This is a genomic window from Streptomyces sp. NPDC058741 (assembly GCF_042746715.1).
In the GTDB taxonomy this organism is placed as follows: Bacteria; Actinomycetota; Actinomycetes; order Streptomycetales; family Streptomycetaceae; genus Streptomyces.
Map to the genome: position 1 here is coordinate 58,887 of NZ_JBHYQH010000032.1, position 15,312 is coordinate 74,198.

10 protein-coding genes and 5 pseudogenes are annotated in these 15,312 nt (G+C 72.2%); 7 read left to right on the plus strand and 8 right to left on the minus strand.

The annotated features are described in order from the left end of the window. Positions 1-27: 27 nt before the first annotated feature. Positions 28-1,044: an aspartate-semialdehyde dehydrogenase gene (locus ACFW6P_RS23375; RefSeq protein WP_386358041.1), complete on the minus strand. Its 1,017-nt coding sequence runs from the start codon at positions 1,042-1,044 to the stop codon at positions 28-30. Between the two features lie 349 nt (positions 1,045-1,393). Between ACFW6P_RS23375 and ACFW6P_RS23380 the strand changes: the two are divergent. Both ACFW6P_RS23380 and ACFW6P_RS23385 read left to right on the plus strand, forming a co-directional pair. After that, a pseudogene (locus ACFW6P_RS23380) lies at positions 1,394-1,945 on the plus strand (sigma-70 family RNA polymerase sigma factor). 1 nt (position 1,946) lies between these two features. Continuing rightward, complete coding sequence (locus ACFW6P_RS23385; protein ID WP_386424604.1) at positions 1,947-2,228, plus strand: hypothetical protein; 282 nt, start codon at positions 1,947-1,949, stop codon at positions 2,226-2,228. A 53-nt stretch (positions 2,229-2,281) separates the two neighbouring features. On the opposite strand, the gene ACFW6P_RS23390 is transcribed toward ACFW6P_RS23385, so the two are convergent. Beyond that, positions 2,282-5,590, minus strand: coding sequence for a S8 family serine peptidase (locus ACFW6P_RS23390; protein WP_386358037.1), 3,309 nt, complete (start codon positions 5,588-5,590; stop codon positions 2,282-2,284). Between the two features lie 236 nt (positions 5,591-5,826). Here ACFW6P_RS23390 and ACFW6P_RS23395 point away from each other — a divergent pair. After that, positions 5,827-6,346: pseudogene (locus ACFW6P_RS23395) on the plus strand (NUDIX domain-containing protein). A 231-nt stretch (positions 6,347-6,577) separates the two neighbouring features. After that, the gene (locus ACFW6P_RS23400) at positions 6,578-8,335 is read left to right on the plus strand and encodes a TIGR03767 family metallophosphoesterase (protein ID WP_386424606.1); all 1,758 of its coding nucleotides are present in this window, start codon (positions 6,578-6,580) and stop codon (positions 8,333-8,335) included. Between the two features lie 92 nt (positions 8,336-8,427). On the opposite strand, the gene ACFW6P_RS23405 is transcribed toward ACFW6P_RS23400, so the two are convergent. Next, a complete protein-coding gene (locus tag ACFW6P_RS23405) occupies positions 8,428-9,468 on the minus strand; it encodes a hypothetical protein (RefSeq protein ID WP_386358034.1) in 1,041 nt (346 codons plus the stop codon). 216 nt (positions 9,469-9,684) lie between these two features. Continuing rightward, entirely contained in the window at positions 9,685-12,261 is a 2,577-nt protein-coding gene (gene pepN, locus ACFW6P_RS23410; protein WP_386358032.1) for an aminopeptidase N, read from the minus strand. A gap of 140 nt (positions 12,262-12,401) precedes the next feature. Between pepN and ACFW6P_RS23415 the strand changes: the two genes are divergently transcribed. Further along, positions 12,402-13,040, plus strand: coding sequence for a DsbA family protein (locus ACFW6P_RS23415; protein ID WP_386358030.1), 639 nt, complete (start codon positions 12,402-12,404; stop codon positions 13,038-13,040). A 3-nt stretch (positions 13,041-13,043) separates the two neighbouring features. Here ACFW6P_RS23415 and ACFW6P_RS23420 read toward each other — a convergent pair whose 3' ends face one another. After that, the gene (locus ACFW6P_RS23420) at positions 13,044-13,265 is read right to left on the minus strand and encodes a hypothetical protein (RefSeq protein ID WP_386358028.1); all 222 of its coding nucleotides are present in this window, start codon (positions 13,263-13,265) and stop codon (positions 13,044-13,046) included. Continuing rightward, positions 13,265-13,414: pseudogene (locus ACFW6P_RS23425) on the minus strand (glycerophosphodiester phosphodiesterase); the annotation flags it as partial. The pseudogene ACFW6P_RS23425 and the gene ACFW6P_RS23420, both read right to left, overlap by 1 nt. Here ACFW6P_RS23425 and ACFW6P_RS23430 point away from each other — a divergent pair. Together ACFW6P_RS23430 and ACFW6P_RS23435 are read left to right on the plus strand one after the other, a co-directional pair. Beyond that, positions 13,406-13,915: pseudogene (locus tag ACFW6P_RS23430) on the plus strand (histidine phosphatase family protein); the annotation flags it as partial. The pseudogenes ACFW6P_RS23425 and ACFW6P_RS23430 sit on opposite strands and share 9 nt — an antisense overlap. 232 nt (positions 13,916-14,147) lie before the next feature. Beyond that, positions 14,148-14,726, plus strand: a complete 579-nt coding sequence (locus ACFW6P_RS23435) for a biotin transporter BioY (RefSeq protein WP_386358026.1) — start codon at positions 14,148-14,150, stop codon at positions 14,724-14,726. Between the two features lie 9 nt (positions 14,727-14,735). On the opposite strand, the gene ACFW6P_RS23440 is transcribed toward ACFW6P_RS23435, so the two are convergent. Next, the gene (locus ACFW6P_RS23440) at positions 14,736-15,002 is read right to left on the minus strand and encodes a hypothetical protein (protein ID WP_351367992.1); all 267 of its coding nucleotides are present in this window, start codon (positions 15,000-15,002) and stop codon (positions 14,736-14,738) included. Between the two features lie 32 nt (positions 15,003-15,034). Further along, positions 15,035-15,312, minus strand: a pseudogene (locus tag ACFW6P_RS23445) (transposase); the annotation flags it as partial.

A 15,312-nucleotide genomic window follows, 5' to 3' on the forward strand; every position in this document is an offset into this window, starting at 1 on the left:
CGGGCGCCCCTTCGCTGTGATCCGTGACTACTTCGCGAGCTCCGCCGCCACCAGCTCCGCGATCTGGACCGCGTTCAGGGCCGCGCCCTTGCGGAGGTTGTCGTTGGAGACGAAGAGCGCGAGGCCGTTGTCCACCGTCTCGTCGCGGCGGATGCGGCCGACGTAGGACGGGTCCTTGCCGGCGGCCTGCAGGGGGGTCGGGATGTCGGAGAGCTCCACGCCCGGGGCCTCCTTCAGCAGCTCCGCCGCGCGCTCCGGGGAGATCGGGCGGGCGAAGCGGGCGTTGACCTGGAGGGAGTGGCCGGAGAACACCGGGACGCGCACGCAGGTGCCGGAGACCTTCAGCTCGGGGATCTCCAGGATCTTGCGGGACTCGTTGCGGAGCTTCTGCTCCTCGTCGGTCTCGTTCAGGCCGTCGTCGACCAGGTTGCCGGCGAAGGGCAGCACGTTGAAGGCGATGGGGCGCTTGTAGACGCCGGGCTCCGGGAAGTCCACCGCCTCACCGTCGTGGGTGAGCTTCTCCGCGTCGGCGACGACCTTCTGCGTCTGCCCGTGCAGCTCGGCCACGCCGGCGAGACCCGAACCCGACACCGCCTGGTACGTGGCGACGACCAGGGCCTCCAGACCCGCCTCCGCGTGCAGCGGGCGCAGCACCGGCATGGCGGCCATCGTCGTGCAGTTCGGGTTGGCGATGATGCCCTTGGGGCGGTTCCTGATCGCGTGCGGGTTCACCTCGGAGACGACCAGCGGCACCTCGGGGTGCCTGCGCCACGCCGAGGAGTTGTCGATCACCACGGCGCCCTGGGAGGCGACCTTCTCGGCCAGCGCCTTCGAGGTGGCACCGCCCGCCGAGAACAGCACGATGTCCAGACCGGTGTAGTCGGCGGTGGCCGCGTCCTCCACCGTCACACCGTCCAGTTCCGTGCCCGCGGAACGGGCCGAGGCGAACAGGCGCAGCTCGGTGACCGGGAAGTTCCGCTCCGTGAGGATCCTGCGCATGACCGTGCCGACCTGTCCGGTGGCTCCGACGATTCCGACCCTCACGGTGACTCCCTCTCCTGCGTCTGTTCAGGTGCTCGTTGCTTGGCCGAGGCTTTTCCATCATGCGGCCGACCACGGCCCGTCTGTCCACTTCTTTGCCCGGTCCGCCCGGGGAGTGGGACGAGCTGTCTTGACCCGTGGTTGCGGACCTGCGGTCCCGACCCCGCTGAGCTGCAGGTCTTCATCCCGCAGGGGCCGTGCGCCGCAAGCTCGCCTGCCCATGCCGGTCTCGGCCACACGGAAGTGTGACGTACGCCTCTGCGGGTCCGGCGCACACGGGGCGGGCTCGCCGCCGAACGTTTCGGGCCGTACCGGCGTCCTGGGGGAAACACGGTGAGGGGGGTGGCTTGTGCTGCTGCGCGGAGGGGCCCGGCGCACCCGGGAGGCGCACGCCGGGAGCGGCGACGGTCCGCCGAGCGAGGCCGATCCGCTGGACGCGGCGCAGGAGCGCCGGGTGCGGGCGGTGCTCGCGCTGGGCGGGGTGCCGCAGGCGGACCTGCCGGACGGGGTGCGGTCCGCCTGCGGCTGCTGGAGCGGGCGGCCGGCGGCCGGAGGCGCCGCGGGACGTCTCGGCGTGGGCGGCGGTGGTCGCCTCCAACCTCGCGATGGACTGGCACCGGGCCAAGCGCCGCCAGGAGCGCCTCGGGGAGCGGCTGGCCGCCCTGCGCCAGCCGGCGGCGCACCCCTCCGGCGGGGACACCAGCGTGCTGTCCGTCGCCGTCGCCCAGGGCCTGGACGAGCTGCCCGACGCCCAGCGCCAGGTCGTCGTCCTGCGCTTCTGCGCCGACCTGCCGGTGAGGTCCATCGCCGAGCAGCTCGGCGTCCCGGAGGGCACGGTCAAGAGCCGGCTGCACACCGCGGTACGGCCCTGCGCGCCCGCCTGCACTTGGACGAGGTGGTGTGACGTGAGCGCGGAGCACGGCAGGGACGACGCGACGATGGCGGCGATCACCGGCGAACCGCCGGCGGACGAGGCCCTCGCGCACGACGCCTTCCTGGACGAGTACCGGTCCGCGACCGCCGACGTGGCGCTGCTGCGCGAGCAGCTAGGCCGAGCCCTCGCCGGGCTCTCGCCGCCGCCCGGGCCGGACACCGGCGACCCCGCCCGCGTGAGCGCGCTGCCGCCCCGGCCGTCCGCGCGGCGCACCCGGCCCGTGGCCGTCGCCCTGGTAAGGGCGCGGGCATGAAGAGGGCGGGCGCCCCCTGAGGGGACGCCCGCCCGAGCCGATGCCGCGAACCGCTACGGCACGACCTTCTCGATCTTCACGCTGCCCAGGCCCGCGACCGTGCCGCGCGCGTTGACCAGCTGGACCTGACCGAAGAACTCACGGCCCTCGGGAGCGGCGGCCGCGGCCGTGACGCTGGCCGTGACCGTCGCCGAGTCGCCCGTGCCGAGCTGCACCGGCGCCGCACCGTCGACGGTCACGCTGCCGAGCGAGGCGGAGAAGAACACGTCCAGGTAGTCGTAGGCGGTGGTGCCGGAGGGCACGCCGTAGCCGACGACCTCGACCGTGTAGGTACCGGCGGCCGGGGAGGGCACGGAGACCGACTCCTCCGAGTCGCCGTCGGCGGAGCTGCCGACCTGCTTGCCGTCGGCGTCGTAGACCGCCAGGTCCAGGTCGGCGGCGTTGTCCGAGACGTTGCCGATGGCGACGTCCAGGGACTTCGCGCCGGCCGGCACCTCGACCGTGGTGGTCTGCGTCTCACCCTGCTTGATCGACGGGCGGGCCGCCTTGGAGGAGCCGAGCGGGCCGCCGACCAGCTTGCCGTCGATCGCGGCGAAGCCGTTCGTCACCTTCCAGGAGGCGGCGGCCGGGGTCCCGACCTTCGCCTCGGGCACGGTCACGGTCTCCGGGTCGAAGGCCGCGCCGAGGACGGCGACGTCCAGCTTGAAGGGGTTGTCCAGCAGCGGCGACGTCCGGCGCGACTCGACCTCGATCTCCCACACGCCCGGCTGCGGGTCCGCGTAGGAACGCACGTCGGGACGGCAGGTGTTGGCCGGGTTGGAGTAGTTCGGGTAGCAGTTGATCGTCGACGTCGGGTCCGCCGGGACGCCGTACGGGTGGATGGAGATGAACCGGGTCTGGCTCTTGTCCTTCAGTCCGCTCATCGCGACCTCGAGCGACTTGGCGCCCTCGGGGACGGTGACGAAGTAGTGCTTGGAGCTGTTGCGCTGCACCGAACCCTGCGCCGCGAAGGTGTACTTCAGCGGCTCGGAGACGACCACCGTGTTCAGGACCTGACGGTCGATGCCCTCGGTCCTCGGGTCGTCGACCTCCAGGATCGCGCTCTTGATGCCCGCGGACTTCGGAGCGGCCTGGACCTTGACGGTCACCGGCTGGTTCAGCGGCAGCCTCACCTCGTCGGAGCCGACGACGCGGAAGGTGCGGCCCGCGTTGTTCTCGAAGTGCAGCTCGTGCCGGATCGCCTTGTCGGCGCCCGACGTACGGGTGATCGTGACCTCGTAGGTCTTCTTCTGGCCGGCCTTCAGGCCGCCCTCACGGTCGTACAGGCCCGTGCCGGAGCCCGGGGTCTTCAGGAACTGGTCGATCGCGGTGTCGACCGGCGCCTTGACCGTGTAGCCGTGCGAGGTGGCGCCGTCGCGGATGGCGTCCCAGGCGTCCTCGATGTTCATCAGGCCCGCGCCCTCCTCGTACGCCTGCACACCCTTGATGTGGTCGGCGGTCGAGGTGAGGGCCGTGCGCAGGGCCGCCGGCGTGAGGTCGATCTTCTTCTGCTTGGCGGCCGAGATCAGCAGCGCCGAGGCACCGGCGGCCTGCGGGGAGGCCATCGAGGTGCCCTGCAGCATGCCGTAGCCGGCCGGCAGGGAGTAGCCCGCCTCGGCGACCGGGGCGCCCGGCAGCCAGGTCTGGATCGTGTTGATCGCCGCACCCGGGGCGACCAGGGTCGGGGTGAAGCCGCCGTCCTCACGCGGGCCGCGCGAGGAGAACGGCATCATCGCGTACTTCTTCTCCACGGCCGAGCCGTAGTTGGCGGCCCAGGTCGCCTTGGAGACGGACGCGCCGACCGAGATGACCTTGTCGGCCAGGGCCGGGTCGCCGATGGTGTTGGCGCCGGGGCCGGAGTTGCCCGCGGAGATCACCAGCTGGACGCCGTAGGTGTCGATGAGACGCGTGTACAGCTCGGCGCGCGCGTTGTTGCCGTCGTTCAGCGCCGGCAGGCCGCCGATCGACATGTTGACGATGTCGACGCCGCGCTTGGTGACGAGGTCGATCATGCCCTCGGTGAGCGCGACGTTGGTGCAGCCGCCGGACCAGGTGCAGGCGCGGGAGGAGACCAGCTTGGCGCCGGGCGCGGCACCGTCCATCTCGCCGCCGAACAGGCCGTTGGCGGCGGTGATGCCGGCGACGTGCGTGCCGTGCTCGGACTCGATGACGCCGATGTTGACGAAGTCGGACTTCTTGCCGACCCAGGAGCCGCCCAGCGGGTCCATCGGGACGTCCTTGCGGATCTCCACGACGAACGGCTGCCGCTCGGCGACGTCGGTCTTCGGGTCGTCGGTGCCGAACCACCCGATCTGGTAGCCGTCCTTGTACGGCTTCATCGGGGTGTCGTCACCGAAGTCGTTGTTGTTGTTCAGGTCGACCCGGACCGTGCCGGCCGCGGCGTCGTAGAGCACGCCCCAGACGTCGGTGGTGTCGCCGTCGCGGTTGGCGTCGCCCTTGGCGTCACCGCCGGTGGTGTACGACTCCTTGAAGAGGCTGACGGAGTACGAGCCCGCCGGCGCCTTCCAGGACTGGCCCTGGTACGTGAAGTCCGTGCCGGACACGGCCGTCACCATCGGGCGCCAGGTGGCGTCGCCGTCGACGATCGGGTCCGTCGCCGTCACCCAGTCGACGATCTTCCGCTCGCCGGTGGTGGTCTTCTGCAGCGCCGGGTGGCCGAGGTCCACGCCGGAGTCCAGGATGCCGATGGTGACACCGCGGCCGTCGGCCTTGGGGTGGTCCTCGACGAAGTCGACCGCGCCCGTCTCGAAGGACGGGTTGTACGGGTTCTCCGCCGGGGTCTTCCTGCCCGGCGCGGGGTACGTGCCCCTCGCGGCTGCGCCCTTGGCGGCGTCCGCGCTCGGCGTCGGGTCGTCCAGCGGGATCTCCTCGCGCAGGTCGATGCCGTGCACGGAGGAGAGCTTGGCGGCGGCCGCGATGGCCGAGTCCGCGCGGGAGGTGGGGACCGTGGCGCGGACGTACCCCAGCTCGTCGTCGGCCCGGCCCACCGAGCCGCCCTTGACCGCGTCCAGCTGCCCGGCGACCTGCTCGGTCTTCCCGGGTGCGGTGGCGATCATCATCGTGACCGTCTTGTCGCCGTCGGCCTTGGCCTCCGCGAGCAGGTCCGCGTCGTCCGAACCGAGCTTGTCGTGAGCGGCCTTGACGTCGGGGTCGGCGGGGACGGAGGCGCCCGGCCCGTCGGCCGCGAAGGCCAGGGGGACCGGCGCGGCCGCGCAGAGGGCGGCGACGAGACCGGCGGCGACGGCGATACGTGCCGAGCGTCTGGCGCCCGATATCGGATCGCGGGGGGTGGGAGGGGTCATCGGCATCCCTTGTGAGTAAGGAACGAGCAGTGGGCGACCGGGGGTCGATCGGCCCTGGTCGCATCCGTCCGAAAACAGCCCGGACGATCGCACAGCTTTGCGCAAGGGGAAGTTCTTTGGGGAGGGTTGACCGAACCGCAATGGATGTATGGGGAAAACCCCCGGTGCGTTATGCCGGTATCGGTCCGGAAGGCGGCGAAATCGGTTAACGTCCGGGAGTGAAACAGAAGTTGAGGGTGGCGGCCTACGCCATATGCGTTCGGGACGGACAGATCCTGCTCGCCCGGTCACCCGCCGGATGGGGGTCCCCCCTGCTCGAGCGCAGCCGAGGGCTTGGGGGAGGCACTCCCGAGTGGGTCGTGCCGGGCGGCGGCATGGAGCACGGCGAGGACCCCTTCGACACCGTGCGCCGCGAGGTGGAGGAGGAGACCGGCTACCGCATCGAGGTGACCGGACTGCTCGGCGTGGACTCCTCGCGCCGCGTCCTGCGCGACCGCCTCGGACGCACCGTCGACCACCACGGCGTCCGGCTCGTCTACGAGGGCCGCGTCACCGGCGGCGAACTGCTCCCCCAAGCTCTCGGCTTCGCTCGAGCAGGGAGGTGCCCCCATCGAGGTGGGCGGCTCCACCGACCTCGCCGCCTGGCACGCCCTGGACGCCGTGCCCGGTCTCGTCCGGGTGCCGCTGGTCGACACCGCGCTGCGCCTGTGGCGGGAGCGCCCGGTCACGGGACGGCCGGCCGGCGCCCCGGAGTAGGTGCGCCACCCCGGAAGGTGAACGCCGCGTGACCACCTCCGGGCCGTTCCGGGAGCGGGCGGCGACACGCACGGTGGGCCGAGATCCACGTTCGGCGATCGGCGTCGCCCGTTGCCGCCGCGTTCACGCCCGGGACATTCCCGGTGCCAACGATCCAGTACGAGCGGGACGTTCGTCTGACGGACGCCCCGCGACCACTGCCGACGCGTTCGCACTCGGGGAGAGAAGCGCATGTCGCGCACACGCTCAGCCACCGGCTCCGGCCGGGGCGTCCACCGCCGTTCCGTCCTCGCCGCCACCGGGGCGGTCGCCCTGTCCGCGGGCGTCGCCCACGCCCTGCGGCCCAGCGACAGCCAGGCCGCCACGGCCGGCGAGACCACCGGAGCCGTTTCCGCCTCCTCCCGGCTGGCACCGGCCGCACCCCTCGCCCCGTACACCAGGGGCACGACCCTCGCGAACGTCGCCACCCCGCGCGGTGGTGCCGGGTACCGGCGCCTGGGCGACGGTCCCGGGTGGCGGCGGGTGGTGCGCTCGGAGCTGGCGGCGCCCAAGTCCGGCCGCGCCGGGCGCCGTACCGCCCTCGCCGCCTTCGTGCAGCTCACCGACCTGCACATCATCGACGCCCAGCACCCGCTGCGCCTGGAGTACCTGCGCTCGGCCGACGTGCACGCCTGGCGGCCGCACGAGGCGCTCACCGTGCAGGGCGCGATCGCGCTCGTGGAGCGGATCAACGCCCTGCGGGGAGGCCCCGTCACCGGCGCCCCGCTGCACTTCGCCATGACCACGGGCGACAACACGGACAACAACGCCAGGTCCGAGCTGGAGTGGTTCCTGACGGTCATGAGCGGCGGGCGCGTCACGCCCGGCACCGGCGACCCGCGCCGCTACGAGGGCGTGCAGAACAGCGGCCTGCCGCTGTACTGGCAGCCGGACGCCGCCCTCCGCGACCGCGACAAGCAGGCCGGCTTCCCCCGCCTCGACGGCTTCCTGAAGGCCGCCGTCCGCGAGGTGCGCAGCCCGGGCCTGAACCTGCCCTGGTACTCCACCGTCGGCAACCACGACTCCCTGCCGATGGGCTGCTACGCCTCGCACCGCGACCCCTACCTGACCGAGCTGGCCGTCGGCGGGCGGAAGCTGATGGACGTCCCGGCGGCCGACGCCCGGCGGCTGCAGACGCTCATCAAGAAGGCCCGGGACCCCGAGGGCGTGCGCTACCACGACTTCCTGAAGGCCCACGCCCGCTCCATGCGCCCCGTGACCCCCGACGAGAGCCGCGCCCCCTTCACCCCCGCCGAGTACGTCGAGGCGCACCTGGACCCGGCCCACCGCGGCATGGGCCCGGTCGGCCACGGCTACTCCTCCGCCAACCTGGACGCGGGCACGCAGTACTACTCCTTCCGCGTCTCCGACGACGTCGTCGGCATCAGCCTGGACACCACCGACCCGGCCGGCCACTACGAGGGCTCGCTCGGCACGGCCCAGCTGAAGTGGCTGGACCGGACACTGCGGCTGAACAAGGACTCCTACGCGGTGGTCTTCAGCCACCACACCAGCAGGACGATGACCAACCTGCGCCGCGACCCGGCCCGGCCCGGCGAGCGGCGGCACGACGGCCGGGAGGTCCTGGCCCTGCTCGGCGGCCACCGCAACGTGCTCGCCTGGGTGAACGGCCACGTCCACAAGAACGTCATCACCCCGCACTCCGCCTCCGGCGGCCGCTCCTTCTGGGAGATCTCCACCGCCTCGCACGTCGACTTCCCGCAGCTGGCCCGGGTCGTCGAACTGGCCGACAACAAGGACGGCACTCTGTCCCTGTTCACCACGCTGGTGGAGTCCTCGGCCCCGCACCGCACGGACTTCTCCGACCTCTCCCAGACGGGCCTCGCGTCCCTCTACCGCGAGCTGTCCCTCAACGCCCCCGGCGCGCGCACGACCCTGGGCGGCGACCCGGAGGACCGCAACACGGAGCTGGTGCTGAAGAAGGGCTGAATCGCGCTCAACGCGCCAAGCCGCGTCAACCTTCTCGTCCGCACCTCGCATCTGTCCCGGCGGCCCCTCCCCTCTCCCCTTCCCGCCCGGCACTACCGCGGCAGCACCACCACGTGCGCGGACGGATCGCTGTCCCCCGACGCCATCAGCGCCGTGCGGATCACCGTCGCCTGCTGCTCCGGGCAGTCGCGCAGCCTGCGCGGTGTGATGTGGACGACCGTGATGCCCAGCCGCTCCAGGTGCTCGCGCTTGCGGGCGTACTCGGACCGCAGGGCGTCGTCGTTCCGGCGGGGCGCCCGCGTGTCCAGTTCGAGGGCGACGGCCCGGTCGGGCCAGTAGGCGTCGAGCCCGCCGAGGTAGGGGCCGCCGGGCAGACGCAGGTCCACGTTCCAGACCGGGTCGGGCAGCCCGTGGTCGCGGACCATCCGGTACAGGCGGTCCTCCGCGATCACCCGGCCCTCGGCCAGCAGGGAGTCCACCGCGTCCACCACGTGCGGGCGGTTCAGCAGCCGCGCCTCGGTCAGCTCCCGGACCACCGAGGCCGGATCGCAGTGGGCACCCCGGACCGCCTCCGTCATCAGGCGGCGCACGACGACCGCGTCCGACAGCCCGGCCACCGCGTCGGCCAGCGCGCGGGCCACCGGCGCCACGGGAAGGCCCGTGACCCGCTCGGGCTCGGGCATGACCGGCGTGCGGACGATGCGCGCGCAGTCCGTCGAACGCAGCCGGCGCAGCCGCGGCACCAGGACGTCGATCACGTCCAGCGACGGCAGCGGGGGAGTGGACGAGAAGCCGTACAGCGTCAGCGCGGCCAGGCCCGTGATCATCGCCTCCGGGTAGGCGGCGACGTGCGGTCCCTCCGCGCCGGGCTGGGCCGGGACCGCGGTGGTGCGCTCCCGCGCCGCGTACAGCAGCACCGCGTGCAGCCGTTCCTCGCTGGTCGGTGGGCCGGGGTGGAGCAGGACGACGCCTGGCAGCAGCTGCCGCCAGGGGCCGCCGGAGCGGCAGTGCCCGTTCGTCTCGGCGGTGGAGACGCCGTGCGAGCTGAGCTGTGCCGCGGTCATCACGCGGAGCCGGCCGGTGCCGGACACCTCGTGCAGGGGGCGGGGGGTGAGTGGGGGGTTGTAGGTCATGCCCGGCAATTTCCCGTGTCCGGACCGTTCCTGAACCGCTGTTACAGCTCCGTCGACAAAGACGGACAAAGCGGCATGGAAGGGCGCGTGTTCGGATGCCGAAATCCCCTGGTCCGTTCAGGTGCGGACCAGGGGTTACGGCCTGCCGGGCACTCATCTCGTAACGAAGCCGGAACGCCTGAATCCCAGCCAGGGCTCCCGAATCTCAGGCCAAAGCTACTGCTCAGCGGCCTCGTCGCACGCCTGTCCGCGCAGGGCGCGCGCCAGATCGTCCCGGGCCTCCAGCACCAGCCGGCGCAGGGCCGGGGCCGCCTCCCGGTGGGCGTCCAGCCAGGCGTCCGTGGCGTCCAGGGTCTGCCGGGACTGCTGCAGCGAGGGGAACAGGCCCTGCACCACGTGCATCCCGATCTGGATCGACCGCTCGGCCCACACCCGCTCGATCGCCGCGAAGTACTTCTCCGCGTACGGCGCGAGCAGCTCGCGCTGCGAGCCCTGGGAGAAGCCCGCGATGGTCGCCTCGACCATGGCGTTGGACAGCGCGTCCGACTCCACGACCTGCGCCCACGCCTGCGCCTTGACCGCCTCGGACGGGCGGGCGGCCAGACAGCGGACCTGGTGGCGCTTGCCGGAGGCGGTGTCGTCCCGGGCGAGCTCCTCGGTCAGCGCCTTCTCGTCCACGACTCCGTGCGCGGCCAGCGGCTCCAGGAAGGCCCACCGCAGCTCCTGGTCGAGGTCGAGGCCCTCGACCGTCGCCGTGCCGTCCAGCAGTTCCCGCAGCAGCGCGAAGTCGCCCTCGGCGGTGGCCGTCCGGGCGAAGAAGCGCGCCCAGGCCAGCTGGTGCTCACTGCCGGCCTCCGCCGCGTACAGCTCGCGCCGGGCGCCCTCGGCGAGCAGCCGGGCCGTCGTCTCCCGCCGGCCGGGCGCCGCGTAGTGCGTGACGGCCGACTCGGCCCACGCGTGCAGCATCTGCAGCACGCCGATACCGGACTCGCGCCCCGCGAACCGCAGCACCAGGTCCACGAAGTCCCGCGCCGGGAGCAGCGCGTCCCGCGTCGTGTTCCACAGCGCCGACCAGCACAGGGCGCGCGCGAGCGGGTCCGTCATGGAGCCCAGGTGCTCGCGCAGGGTCGCCAGCGAGGTCGCGTCGAAGCGGATCTTGCAGTACGTGAGGTCGTCGTCGTTGACCAGCACCAGGTCGGGCGCCTCCTGGCCGGCCAGGTCCGCCACGACCGTCCGCGCGCCCTCGACGTCGGTCTCCACGCGCGCGTAGCGCTCCAGCGCCCCGTCCGTCACCCGGTACAGGCCCACCGCCACCCGGTGCGGACGCAGTTCGGGATGCGACTCGGCGGCCTCCTGCAGCACCGCCAGCTCCTCGACGCGGCCGTCCGCGTCCAGCAGCACCTGCGGCGTCAGCGCGTTCACCCCGGCCGTCTGCAGCCAGGACCGCGCCCAGGAGCTCATGTCCCGGCCGCTGGTCTCCTCCAGCACCGACAGCAGGTCGCCCAGGCGCGTGTTGCCGTACGCGTGCCGCTTGAAGTAGCGCCGGGCGCCCTCCAGGAACGCGTCCTCACCGACGTACGCCACGAGCTGCTTCAGCACCGAAGCGCCCTTGGCGTACGTGATGCCGTCGAAGTTCAGCTTGGCGTCCTGCAGATCGCGGATGTCCGCCGTGATCGGGTGCGTGGAGGGCAGCTGGTCGGCGCGGTACGCCCAGGCCTTGCGGCGGTTGGCGAAGGTGATCCAGCCGCTGTCGAAGCGGGTCGCGCCGACGAGCGAGAACGCGCCCATGAAGTCCGCGAAGGACTCCTTCAGCCACAGGTCGTCCCACCACTCCATGGTGACCAGGTCGCCGAACCACATGTGCGCCATCTCGTGCAGCACGACGTTGGCACGGGCCTCGTAGGACGCCTGGGTCACCTTCCCGCGGAAGATGAACTCCTCCCGGAACGTCACCAGGCCCGGGTTCTCCATCGCGCCCAGGTTGTACTCGGGCACGAACGCCTGGTCGTACGTGCCGAACGGGTACGGGTAGTCGAAGAGGTCGTGGAAGAAGTCCAGGCCCTGCTTGGTGACCAGGAAGACGTCGTCGGCGTCGAAGTGGGGCGCGAGGCCCTTGCGGCACAGGGCGCCCAGGGGGATCTCCAGCGTGGAGCCGTCCGCGAACGTCCGGGAGTACGAGTCCTTCACGTAGTGGTACGGGCCCGCCACCACGCAGGTGATGTACGTCGAGATCGGCCTGGTCTCGGCGAACCGCCACATCCCGTCGGCCCGCTCCCCGACGCCGTTGCTCCACACCGTCCAGCCCTCCGGTGCCCGCACCTCGAAGCGGAAGGGGGCCTTGAGGTCGGGCTGCTCGAAGTTGGCGAAGACCCGCCGGGAGTCGGCCGGCTCGTACTGCGTGTACAGGTACACCTCGCCGTCCTCCGGGTCGACGAAGCGGTGCAGGCCCTCGCCGGTGCGCGAGTAGGCGCACCGGGCGTCGACCACCAGCTCGTTGTCGGCGGCCAGGTCCTCCAGCAGGATCCGGGAACCGTCGAAGACCTCACCCGGGTCCAGGTCGCGGCCGTTGAGCGAGACGGACGTCACACTCGGCGCGATCAGGTCGGCGAAGCTGCCGGCGCCGGGCTCGTTGCAGCGGAAGCGGATCGTCGTCACCGAGCGGAACGTGCGGGGCCCGTCGCCGTCGTGCGCGCCGACCGCGGACCGCAGGTCGAGGGACACCTCGTACCCGTCGACGCTCAGCAGAGCGGCCCGCTCGCGGGCCTCGTCGCGGGACAGATTCTCACCGGGCACGGGCGGAACTCCTCAAGCGTCTCGTGGGATACGGCTGAACAGCACCGATCCTGCCATGTGCTCCTGACACGGGGCAGCCGGGAATGCCGCGCGAGAGCGCCGGCGTTCCCTTCGGAAACGGTTGCCTCACGAGGAGAGACATGTCGGACAAGACCCCCGTCGACTTCTGGTTCGACCCGCTGTGCCCCTGGGCGTGGATGACCTCCCGTTGGGTGCTGGAGGTGGAGAAGGTCAGGGACATCGAGGTCCGCTGGCACGTCATGAGCCTCGCCGTCCTCAACGAGGACAAGCTGGACGAGCTGCCCGAGACATACCGCGAGATGCTGCGCACCAAGGCGTGGGGCCCCGTCCGGATCGTCATCGCCGCCCGGCAGGAGCACGGCCCCGAGGTGCTCGGCGACCTCTACACCGCGCTCGGCACCCGTATCCACAACCAGGGCGGGGGCCCCGGCAAGGAGACCGTCGCCGCCGCGCTGAAGGACGCAGGCCTGCCCGAGTCCCTCATGGAGCACTGGGACGCCACCCCCTACGAGGCCGAGCTGCGCGCCTCCCACAAGGAGGGCATCGACAAGGTCGGCCAGGAGGTCGGCACCCCGGTCATCGCGGTGCCCGGCTCCGACGGCGAGCAGATCGCCTTCTTCGGCCCGGTCGTCACCCCGGCCCCGCAGGGCGAGGAGGCCGGCCGCCTCTGGGACGGCACCCTCGCCGTGGCCTCGGTCCCCGGCTTCTACGAGATCAAGCGCACCCGCACCAAGGGCCCGGACTTCTCCAACCTGTAGGCCTCACCGCGCGGCTCCGGCTTCCGGGTTCCGCAGGTCCTCCGGGAGCCGGCCCCCTCCGGCCCGATGGCTCCAGGGCTGGTACCACCGGCAGCCCGCGGCGGTGCAGCGCCACAGGTCGGCGCGGTCCGTCCCGAGCGCCCCGCGCTCCGCGGGCGTGAGCGGGGCGAACACCTGCGTGCCGCTCCCGCCGCAGGTCGGGCAGTGCTTGTCCCGGAAGAACATCAGCTCCTCCTCGCGGTCACCGCCAGGTCCGGGAAGTCGATCACGACCGCGTCGACCCCCAGCCGGTAGTACAGCGCGTACTCGGCGAAGGCGTCCCCGAAATCGTTCGGTCCGCTTCCCCGCCGGAACTCGGCCGGCAGGAACTGGTTGCGCTCGGGCGCTGGGCCGCCGCGCATCCCGTCGACGCGATCCGGACGTCCCCGCTGTCCCGGGCGGTCGCCACCGCCGACCCCGCCTGCCGCGCCCTGGGACTCGCCCCGCAGCTCGAACCGGACCTGCGGGAATGCGACTTCGGCGTCGTCGAGGGCCTGACGCCCGCCGAGTTCGAGGCCGAGGACCCGGAGTGGGCGGCGGCCTACCGCGCCGACCCGGTGGCCCACTCCTTCCCCGGCGCCGAGGACCCGCGCGCGGCGGCGGCCCGGGGAGTCCGCGCCCCGCGCGAGATCGCCGCCGCCCATCCCGGCGGGCGCGTCCTGGCCGTCGCCCACAACACCCTGCTGCGCCTGGCGCTGTGCACCCTGCTGTCGATCCCGCTCCGGGACTACCGCAGGGTGCTGCCGAGGCTGCGGAACGCGGCGATCAGCGAACTGCGCCTGCACGGCGACGGTTCGGCCGCGCTGCTCTCGCTCAACGTGCCGTGCGAGCCGGACCTGCCCGAGCCGCCGCCCGATCGGGTTCCCGCCCAGGGGAAACCCCCGCGAGTCACGTCCTCGCGGGGGTTTCCTCCTTGCCCCCTGCCGTGCGTGAAGGGTGACCGCCACACTTTGTACGGAGCCCACCAACGGGGCGATCGTGCCTTTGTCGAGCGCTGACGGTGATCAGGGTCAGGGCGCTGGGATAGCGTCACGGTGTCCCACCCGCCCTCACCCTCGCGGAGTCCCCATGAGCACCGCCGCCCCATCCGTACGCACCGGCCAGGTCCTCGCCGACCTGCTCCCCGTCTCCCGCGTCCGGGACGCCGCCCTCGTGCTCGGCGGTGCCGCGCTCACCGGCCTCGCCGCCCAGATCTCGCTGCCCGTGCCCGGCTCCCCGGTGCCCGTGACCGGCCAGACCTTCGCCGCGCTGCTGGTCGGCACGTCCCTCGGCGCCGGGCGCGGCTTCCTCGCCCTCGCGCTGTACGCGGTGGCGGGCATCGCCGGCGTGCCGTGGTTCGCCCAGGCAACCTCCGGTGTCGCGCCGTCCTTCGGCTACATCCTCGGCATGGTCCTGGCCGCCACCGTCGTCGGCGCCCTGGCCCGCCGCGGCGCCGACCGCTCCGTGGTGCGCATGGCCGGCACGATGCTCGTGGGCGAGGCGATCATCTACGCCGTCGGCGTGCCGTACCTGGCCCTGGCCACCGGCATGTCCGCCACCGCCGCGATCGCGGCCGGCCTCACGCCGTTCCTCATCGGCGACGCGCTCAAGGCGGCCCTGGCCATGGGGGCGCTGCCGACCGCCTGGAAGTTCGCGAACAAGCGCTGACCTTGGCGTTTAACCTCGGCGCTCGATGAGACGAGCGAGTGATTCTGTGGGCCAGCAGAGCCACTGCAGGAGTGGGTCGGTGACCACGAAGTAGTGGGCGCTGACCCAACCTCGCTTCTTGTCCAGGATCTGCGGGGCCTCATCGCGGTAGACGTAGCGGAGATAGCGGCGGCGGATCGGTGCTCCTGCTATCAGCAGTACTGGCGAGGCGACAAGGATAGCCAGCGGGATCAGGGTTTTCACGGCCGTGATCTTGGCTCTCTCCTCATAGCGCATGCGCTCAGTGTGCTGGTCCTCTGTGTCGCTCGTCAGCCTGTTCTGCGGGGTTTGGTGCCGACCTTGTGGTGGGTGGGACGGCTGTATGCCTCGCCGGTGGCGAGGACGCGTCCCACGTCATGACGGATAGCCGGATAGCGGTTCTTCGAGCCGAGCGGTCGGCCGGGGCCGGGACGAGAGGGTTTCGGTGCACCGGTCGGCGAGCCGGCCTTTGCGTAGAGGTTTCTGAACCCTCTGCGGACGCGGGCGGGCGTGAGCCTGTTCGGCGGAGCCGGTCTCTCCCAGGGACGTCGGAGGTCGATAGCCAGCG